Raw genomic sequence first — 8,866 nt, 5'->3', positions numbered from 1 at the left:
GCGCCCAGCGGGGTCGTTTCATCCATTCTTTGGACAAGCAAAGAATGGTCGGGTTCTTAAGGGCGGACAGCCCTTGTTATCCCCTTTTTTTAATAGGATGACGGATAACAGTCTTTAAGTTATTGATGTTTTTTATCTTTCTCGGGTCTGAGAGATATATTTCGTGATGAAGTCTTTCATCGTTTATATCTATTTCATATCCCTCTTTTTCTATAAATTCGTTCATCTTAGCAACCGACGCAGGTTCATCATCATAAGAACCCATATGCATTATCTGAACGCATAACCCTTCTTTAATCGATTTAAACTGAGTATTGGATAAATCAACTTCCGGCTTCTTCCTAGAAAACTTTTCAAGGGCATATTCGTATACGTCTTTCGTTACAAACTCCGGCTGTCTTATCATAGAATACCAATGGAATTTATCCTTATCCGTTACGCTTATACCGTCAAAACCTCCTTCATCAAGCCACCAAAGCCCTTCCAAAGGCGGAACCACATATTCAAAATACCCCTCTATTTTATCCATAGGGTCACTGCTCATTTTGCTCATCTTTATTGTAAAAGAAAGTCCGTAAAGTACTTCCATAGCATTTTTATATTCTATAGATGTATTTGGATTTCCCCTACCCTTTACCATTATAAAATTCATCTTTGGAACATCTATTATAGAAGGTTTCTTCTTTGGCATATATAAATCTTTGTATTCTTTTTTGTAATCAAGCTTTTCCATTTTTTCCACTTCCTTTACTTTGTTGTCCTTATTATAAACCCTTGCATAGTGGCAGAGTCAAGGGGTTTCTTTAAAAAAAAACAAACAATCAAGGGGTTTCACCCCTTAACCTCCTTGTAGGGCGCTGCCCTACAACCAGCCAGTATTTTGACTGATAAAAAACTCTAAAAGAGTTTTAGATATTTTAACTAATAAGAAAATTCACAAATTATCCTGCGGAAATTTCTTCATGTTATTTAACATGCTAAAGCATGTCTAAGTTTAATAAATCAAACTTAGAAAGATTTCTTTGAAATCTTTAAACAGTCACAATATTACTGTGCAAAGCACAGAAGTCAACATGAGTAAGTTTTCGAAAGAAAAATTACGAATTATATTTACATAAATTCTCAAATATTGCTAATGCAAATCCTCTCGTGGTATCGAATGTGTTTCACACATATTAATTTTACTTTAAGAAAATTAATAAAAATTCTTTGAAGTTTTTCGATTACAAAATGGGAAAAAAGTCTTCCGCGGAGGCTTATATCGACTGAATCTCCTCAGAAAATCTGCCTAATTTTCTGGGAGCAGTCGCTAATCCCACCCCTTTTAAATGAAAGTTTTAAATTTTATATTAGAAGTAAGAGAAGGTACCTAAATCTCATTTACATAGAAAGCTTTATCTAAAATCAAACGCAATAACTCTTTTAGGTAAATAGCGGGTGATATTCTTAGGTAAGTTAAAGATCTCTTTTGCCGAAGGCTTAGGCACCGCGCCCAGCGGGGTCGTTTCGTCCATTCTTTGGACAAGCAAAGAATGGCGGGTTGTAGGGTGGAACCCTACAAAAACCTTATATTATAGTGGTTTTATAAATAGCATTCATTTGATTTAAGAATATTTCGCCATTATCAGTAAAGGTAGCGCATAGTTTTTTATCTACCTTAGTCTTGAAGCCTTCCTTATATGCTCCGTAAACCGTATTGAATACACATATATCCGTGCATACTCCGCCGATAAGGACTTCGTCAACTTCATTTTTCTTTAGAATATCTGTTAAGTCTGTCTTATAAAAAGCGTCGTATTCGCTTTTATCAAGCCAAATTACATTTTCCTTATCCTTATTTTCTTCGTACCATTCTCCTAATTTTCCGTAAAGCTTCTGTCCCCAAGTTCCCTTGACATTGTGTTTAGCCCAAAGCTCAAAGTGTTTATCGTTTTCTTCGTGGGTGTCCATGGCGAATACTATGATTTTGTTTTCTTTATCATATCTTTTTATTGTTTGTAACATATCATCTACTATATCCTGTGCGGGTTTTCCCGCGGTAAGCCCGCCTTTGTCGTCTACAAAATCGTTGCTCATATCTACTATTATCAAAGCGTCCATATTTAACTCCTTTTGTTTTTTTATATTATAACATAGTTTTTTATTTGTGTTCGATAGTTATTGAGTCGGTTTTGTGGTAAAATTGTTTTAATTTAATATATTTTTATTAAGGTGGATGAGTTATGTCGAAATTAAATATTGATCAACAAACAGTGAGAGAATTATTTGAAAATAAAAAATCAGATTTTCTTATTCCTGATTATCAAAGACCATATGCATGGGGTGAAGAAGAATGCGAAACTTTGTGGGATGATATATTTTTGTTTGCTTTTCCAAATGAGAACTGTAATGATTTTGATGAAAATAATAATGAATATTTTCTCGGACCGATTGTAACATTTAAAAATGAAGATGGAAAGCTTGAAATTATTGATGGTCAGCAAAGACTCACAACTTTGATGTTATTACTTAGAGCATTTTATTCCAAGTTTGAAAATACTAGGGATGAACATTCAAAGACTATTATAGAAAATATTGCAAGATGTATATGGAAAACTGATGAATTTGGTATTCCAAATAAAGAAAAGTTAAAAATCAATTCTGAAGTCGCTACTGATGATGATAAGAATGAATTTTTATATATTTTAAGAGAAGGAACAATTAACAATAATCATAAAAGTAGATATGCAAAAGTATTTCAATTCTTTGAAAATAAAATAAATGATTTTGTAAATACTTATCCTTCTTATATAGCATACTTACCTGTGAGAATACTAAATAATTGTATTTTACTGCCAATTGAAGCAGAATCTCAAGATACGGCTCTTAGAATATTTTCGACATTAAATGACAGAGGGAAACCTTTATCTGATACAGATATTTTTAAAGCACAATTATATAAATTTTATTCTTCAATGGATAAAAAAGAAGAATTTATTGATAGATGGAAAAAATTGGAAGAAATATGTGATGATATATTTAGGGTTTCATCTGGGTCTTCCATGGATGAACTTTTTACTCGATATATGTACTATGAGAGGGCAAAACAAGGAAATAAAAATACTACTACAGAAGCATTGAGAAAGTTTTATGAGAAAGATAAATATGTACTGTTAAAAAAAGAAGAAACTTTAAATAATTTAGAAAATTTGGCAAATTTCTGGAATGATGTTGAAAATCAAAATGAAGATGTTTTTTCACAAAGAATTTTAAAAAAGTTATTTGTTTTATCTTATGCTCCTAATAGTATGTGGACTTATCTAGTATCCGTTTATTTTTTACATTATAAAGATAAAGATTGTATGTTGAATGAAGAGAAGTTTTATTTATTCTTAGATAAAATTACAGCTTATATTTTGGGGTATGCTTTTGTAAATCCGGGAGTGAATGCATTAAGAACTCCTGCTTATCCTGAAATGATAAAAATAGTAAATAACATACAAGCAGATTTTTCAAAAAATAAGATTGAAAAAAATAGGTTGAAAAAAATTCTTGAGGACTATAGTTTCACGAATGTAAAACCGATAACAAAATCTATGCTTGCATGGTGGATGTATTACAATAAAGAACAAAATTTAGTAAATCTTGAAACAAGATTTGAAATAGAACATATTTTTGCAAAAAAAAGACAAGAAGTTGAAAATAGTTTAAAAAACGAGAAAAAACTGGATGCAATTGGTAATAAAGCGTTTTTAGAAAAAAATGTTAATATACGAGCCGCGGATTATAGATTTGCTGATAAAAAAAGATATTATAAAGGCTTTATAAATAATAACGGAAAAGAAAAAAAAGGAACTCAAAATAAAGAATTATTAAATTTGTCTGATATAACAATTGATTTTAATGAGAGTAATATTGATGATAGAACGAATGTAATTATAACAAATTTTATAAATTATTTAGATGATAATGATTTATTTGAATAATACTTAATGTTACAAAGGAGAAAGAATGCAGGGAAATTTATTTGATGATGTAAGAGAAGAACAACTTAAGACAAAGGCTCCTTTGGCGGTAAGGATGAGACCTGAAAATCTGGACGAGTTCTTTGGTCAGGAACATATAGTGGGAGAGGGGAAACTTCTAAACAGGATGATAGAAGCGGACAGGATAAGTTCCATAATCCTTTTCGGTCCGGCAGGCTGCGGAAAGACCACTTTAGCAAGGATAATAGCCAATAAAACTAGCTCTTATTTTTATAGCTTGAATGCTGTCACCTGCGGGGTTAAGGACGTTAGGGAAATAATCGAAAAGGCTAAGGCTAATCTGGGAATGGAGAGAAAGAAAAGCATACTTTTCATTGATGAAATCCATAGGTTCAATAAATCACAGCAGGATGCACTCCTTCCAAGCGTCGAAGACGGGACTATCATATTGATAGGTGCGACTACGGAAAATCCTTTCTTTGAAATAAATTCTCCTCTCATTTCCCGTTCTACTTTGTTCAAGCTTAAAAAGATAGAAAAAGAAGATGTCAGGAAGATAATCGAAAATACCCTCAAAAACAAAGAAAGAGGTCTTGGGAATTACGATATACAAATTGATGAAGAAGCCCTGGACTACCTTTCTTTGATGTCAAGCGGAGATGCAAGAGTATCTTTGAATGCACTTGAGCTTGCTTATCTTACCACACCTAAAGATGAAAACGGAGTAATAAAGCTCAATAAGGATATAATAGCGGAATGCATGCAGAAGAAAAAAGTCACCTACGACAAAGGGGATAATGAGCACTATGATACGATAAGTGCATTCATAAAAAGTATGAGAGGATCGGACCCCGACGCCGCCGTATACTATCTTGCAAAGATGTTATATGCAGGGGAAGACCCAAAATTCATCGCGAGAAGGATGATAATATTTGCTTCGGAAGATATAGGTAATGCTAATATAAAGGCTCTTGATTTAGCCGTGAGTACTTTTAAGGCTGTTGAAGTCATAGGTATGCCTGAAGTGAGGATAAACCTTGCGCACTGCGTTACTTACCTTGCGTCATCGCCCAAGAGCAACGCTTCCTATATGGCGATAAATAAGGCAATGCACGACATAGAAAACGAGCCTAATTACGAAGTCCCTCTTCATATAAGAAATGCAAATTATAAAGGAGAGAAAGACTTTGGTATAGGGGTGGGATATAAATATCCTCACGACTTTGAAAACGACTATGTAAAGCAGGACTACCTGCCAGATGAAATAAAAGGAAGAGTTTACTACGAACCTAAGGAAAACGGAGCAGAGGGGAATTTGAAGAGGTATCTTGATAATTTAAAGGGATAAATTTAAGGGGCTTTGCCCTTTAGAGCCCATACTTAAGGGCTGTCTGCCCTTAAAAACCCGACCAAATATTTGCTCGTCCAAATTTTGTATAAAAGGACGCCACTAGGCGTGGAGCCTTTGATGCATTCCAAAGCTTACTAAAAATACTACCTATATTTTTAGAGCTGGAATGCTACCCCGACCTTATTTTGTGGTTGTATGAGTGGGAGTGGGACATAGTTGTGAAATTGGGGCTAGTTTTTAGATTGTGGAAAATTTTGGTAGACTGATTAAGTATGATTTGGCTTGTTTTTTATTAGGTTTACGGGGTATGGTGTTAGTTTTTTTATAATAGCTTAATATTTAGATTTATTTTAATTTATATATGGATACCAAAAATTTATAAATAATAATTTGATTAAAGACGGGAAAAACCTCTGTCTTTTTTTAGTTTCGAGATTTTATTGTCAAAATTTATGATTTATTGTAGAATAATAATGATATGGTTTGCAAATATACGATATGATATAAATATAGTAGTTTAGATATGAAAGGGATTATAAATGATTACAGGAGAGATAAGAAACAAGATAGATAATTTATGGGAAGTTTTCTGGACGGGAGGACTTACCAACCCTATGGATGTAATAGAACAGATGACGTATCTTATGTTTATCCATGACTTGGACGAATCAGACAACAGAAAAAAAGGAGAAAGCAACATGCTTAGAATTCCTTATGAAACTATATTCAAAGATGTTGTTAACATAGATGGCAAAGAAATAAAAGGTGAAGAGCTTAAGTGGAGCGTTTTCAGAGATTACCCCGCAGAGAAGATGTATAGTGTTGTGGGAAGTTATGTATTTCCGTTTATAAAGACTCTTGACGGTGATAAAGAGAGCGCATATTCCAAGTATATGATGGACGCAATATTCAAAATACCGACGCCTTTAATGCTTGAAAAAGTCGTTACCGGAATGGATAAAATTTACACTCAGGCGAGCGAACTTAAGACAAGTGACGTTAGAGGGGATATTTACGAATACTTACTTTCAAAGATTGCAACAGCGGGAGTAAACGGACAGTTCAGAACCCCGAGACATATCATCAAGATGATTGTCGAACTTATGAAACCAAGAGCAGATGAGATTATATGTGACCCTGCCTGCGGTACATCAGGATTTTTGGTAAGTGCGGGAGAGTGGATAAAGGAAAACAGAAAAGACGAAGTGTTCTTTAACAAAGAAAACAGAGAACATTATATGACAAAAATGTTCACAGGTTACGACATGGACAGGACGATGCTTAGAATCGGAGCCATGAACATGATGACACACGGAGTCGAAAGCCCAAGTATAGAATATAAAGACAGTTTATCCGACCAAAATGAAGATAAAGACAAGTACACTTTGATTTTGGCAAATCCGCCTTTTAAAGGAAGCCTTGACTATGACATCGTTTCAAGTGATTTATTAAAGGTATGCAAGACCAAAAAAACGGAACTGCTATTCCTAGCGTTATTTTTAAGAATGCTTAAAATCGGCGGAAGGTGTGCCTGCATTGTTCCTGACGGGGTGCTATTCGGCTCTTCAAAGGCTCATAAACAAGTAAGAAAGACGATAGTCGAAGAAAACAGGCTGGAAGCCGTTATTTCCATACCTTCCGGGGTATTCAAACCTTATGCGGGAGTATCAACTGCGATTTTGATTTTTACGAAAACGGGAAGCGGCGGAACCGATGACGTATGGTTTTACGATATGAAATCCGACGGGCTCAGCCTTGACGATAAAAGAAGCAAAGTAAAAGAAAACGACATTGACGATATAATAAACAGATTTAACAATTTAGATAAAGAAAAAGACAGAAAGAGAACCGAGCAGTCATTCTTTGTAAAGAAAGAAGAAATTGCGGAAAACGACTATGATTTATCAATAAACAAATATAAAGAAATCGAATATATCCCTGTTGAATATCCGCCTGCAAGTGAAATTATGGAAAACATAAACACTTTGCAAAAAGAAATTGACGAAGACATGAAGAAACTTGCAAGCATGCTTGGTGAGGGGGAGTAAGGTGAAGAAAAGAGTACTGATACCTGATGTTTTATTTTTTCAGGAAGGTCCAGGAGTAAGGAAAAATCAATATACTGACTATGGGGTAAAATTATTAAATGTATCTAATCTAGTAAATGGTCATGTTGATTTATCAACATCTGATAGATATATATCAGAGGAAGAAGCTTATGGAAAATATAAACACTTTTTAGTTGATGAAGGAGATTTTATTATTGCTAGTTCAGGTATAAAGGTTGAATATTTTGATAAAAAAATGGGATTTATTAATAAATCACATTTACCATTATGTATGAATACAAGTACAATTAGATTTAAGTCATTAGATAATAGTATTCTAAATATAAGATATTTTATGTATTTCTTGAAGTCTAATGATTTTAAATATCAACTTTTTAGAAATATTACAGGTTCTGCTCAGTTGAATTTTGGACCATCACATTTAAAAAAAATGAAATTACCCATTATTGATATACATAAACAAAAACAAATCGTTTCAATTTTGGATACGGTTAGCGGAATAATCGAAAAAAGAAAAAAACAGCTTGGAAACTTGGACGAGCTTGTTAAGGCTAGATTTGTTGAGATGTTTGGGGATCCGGTGGAGAATGAGAAAAGATGGAATAAAATAAAATTGGGAGAATTATTTTTTATAAGTTCAAGTAAAAGAATTTATCAAAAAGATTTAACACCTATTGGTATACCATTTTTGCGTGTAAATGATTTAAAAAGAAAAATAAAAGGAGAAAAAGAAGAAATACATTCTTTCATTTCTAATGAAACATATGAAAAGTTAATTAAAGATAATATGGTTCCTATTAATGGAGACATATTGATAACATCAAGAGGTTCTATTGGAGATTGTTATGAAATAAAAAAGAATGATAAATTCTATTTTCAGGATGGAATGATTAGTTGGTTGTCTAATAAAAAAGAATGCATAACAACTACTTATTTAATATATTTATTTAATAATTTTAATTTATTTGATAAAAAGTTGCATTAATTTTAACGAAAAAACATTTAATCCTGATAAATTTAAATTAATGTTTGAGTTAGGAGAAGAACAATTAAACAGTAAGGAATATAAACAGATAGTTAATGAAATAGATCAGAACATATATCGAGATCTTGAAGAAGCATCTATAAAATTATATTATGAATTGAAAAAGAGAGAAGATTACATAACAAAACTTTATCTGTCGCTGATAACAAATTGCTTATTTGCATGTTTTACGCTTATAGTCATTTGGATTTAAAATATTTGTATGTTTCATTGGCTCCGGATCTGCCAGGAATGTATGTCAAAATTGCGGTTATTCGTGGAAGCCAGGTAAATAAGGAGAATGCATATATGAGTCTAGTAATTGCTGCAATCTCAAAAGATAATGATATCATTGTGTGCGGTGATTCCAGAATCGTGGATAAAAACAGTAATATAGTTACTGAAAACGAGAATAAGATTTATCAAATTAGTGATAAGGTTGTTATTGCTTATGCTG

General features: G+C 32.8%; 7 protein-coding genes. 5 read left to right on the top strand and 2 right to left on the bottom strand.

Going from position 1 to position 8,866, the window contains the following annotated elements; genetic code table 11:
* Window positions 1–76: 76 nt before the first annotated feature.
* Both Q0516_RS04265 and Q0516_RS04260 read right to left on the bottom strand, forming a co-directional pair.
* Window positions 77–733, bottom strand: coding sequence for a GyrI-like domain-containing protein (locus tag Q0516_RS04265; protein WP_294468881.1), 657 nt, complete (start codon window positions 731–733; stop codon window positions 77–79).
* A gap of 833 nt (window positions 734–1,566) precedes the next feature.
* Entirely contained in the window at window positions 1,567–2,100 is a 534-nt protein-coding gene (locus tag Q0516_RS04260; protein ID WP_294468880.1) for an isochorismatase family cysteine hydrolase, read from the bottom strand.
* A 122-nt stretch (window positions 2,101–2,222) separates the two neighbouring features.
* Here Q0516_RS04260 and Q0516_RS04255 point away from each other — a divergent pair, with 122 nt between their 5' ends.
* The 5 genes from Q0516_RS04255 to Q0516_RS04235 all read left to right on the top strand — a co-directional run bounded on the left by Q0516_RS04255 (window position 2,223) and on the right by Q0516_RS04235 (window position 8,623).
* Window positions 2,223–3,965, top strand: a complete 1,743-nt coding sequence (locus Q0516_RS04255) for a DUF262 domain-containing protein (protein ID WP_294468879.1) — start codon at window positions 2,223–2,225, stop codon at window positions 3,963–3,965.
* Between the two features lie 25 nt (window positions 3,966–3,990).
* On the top strand, window positions 3,991–5,313 hold the full coding sequence (locus Q0516_RS04250) for a replication-associated recombination protein A (RefSeq protein ID WP_294468878.1): 1,323 nt from the start codon (window positions 3,991–3,993) through the stop codon (window positions 5,311–5,313).
* A gap of 542 nt (window positions 5,314–5,855) precedes the next feature.
* Window positions 5,856–7,364, top strand: coding sequence for a class I SAM-dependent DNA methyltransferase (locus tag Q0516_RS04245; protein WP_294468877.1), 1,509 nt, complete (start codon window positions 5,856–5,858; stop codon window positions 7,362–7,364).
* 1 nt (window position 7,365) lies between these two features.
* Window positions 7,366–8,370, top strand: a complete 1,005-nt coding sequence (locus Q0516_RS04240; RefSeq protein ID WP_294468876.1) for a restriction endonuclease subunit S — start codon at window positions 7,366–7,368, stop codon at window positions 8,368–8,370.
* Window positions 8,371–8,410: 40 nt separating this feature from the next.
* Window positions 8,411–8,623: a hypothetical protein gene (locus Q0516_RS04235; RefSeq protein WP_299237526.1), complete on the top strand. Its 213-nt coding sequence runs from the start codon at window positions 8,411–8,413 to the stop codon at window positions 8,621–8,623.
* Window positions 8,624–8,866: the final 243 nt, after the last annotated feature.

The organism is uncultured Anaerofustis sp., assembly GCF_938029165.1.
Classification (GTDB): domain Bacteria; phylum Bacillota; class Clostridia; order Eubacteriales; family Anaerofustaceae; genus Anaerofustis.
This window is presented reverse-complemented; position numbering and strand designations above follow the sequence as displayed.

Bases quoted from the DNA above. Each gene is read 5' to 3' on its own strand.
- Q0516_RS04250 (WP_294468878.1), top strand. From the start codon at position 3,991: ATGCAGGGAAATTTATTTGATGATGTAAGAGAAGAACAACTTAAGACA.
- Q0516_RS04265 (WP_294468881.1), bottom strand. From the start codon at position 733: ATGGAAAAGCTTGATTACAAAAAAGAATACAAAGATTTATATATGCCA.
- Q0516_RS04260 (WP_294468880.1), bottom strand. From the start codon at position 2,100: ATGGACGCTTTGATAATAGTAGATATGAGCAACGATTTTGTAGACGAC.
- Q0516_RS04255 (WP_294468879.1), top strand. From the start codon at position 2,223: ATGTCGAAATTAAATATTGATCAACAAACAGTGAGAGAATTATTTGAA.
- Q0516_RS04235 (WP_299237526.1), top strand. From the start codon at position 8,411: ATGTTTGAGTTAGGAGAAGAACAATTAAACAGTAAGGAATATAAACAG.
- Q0516_RS04245 (WP_294468877.1), top strand. From the start codon at position 5,856: ATGATTACAGGAGAGATAAGAAACAAGATAGATAATTTATGGGAAGTT.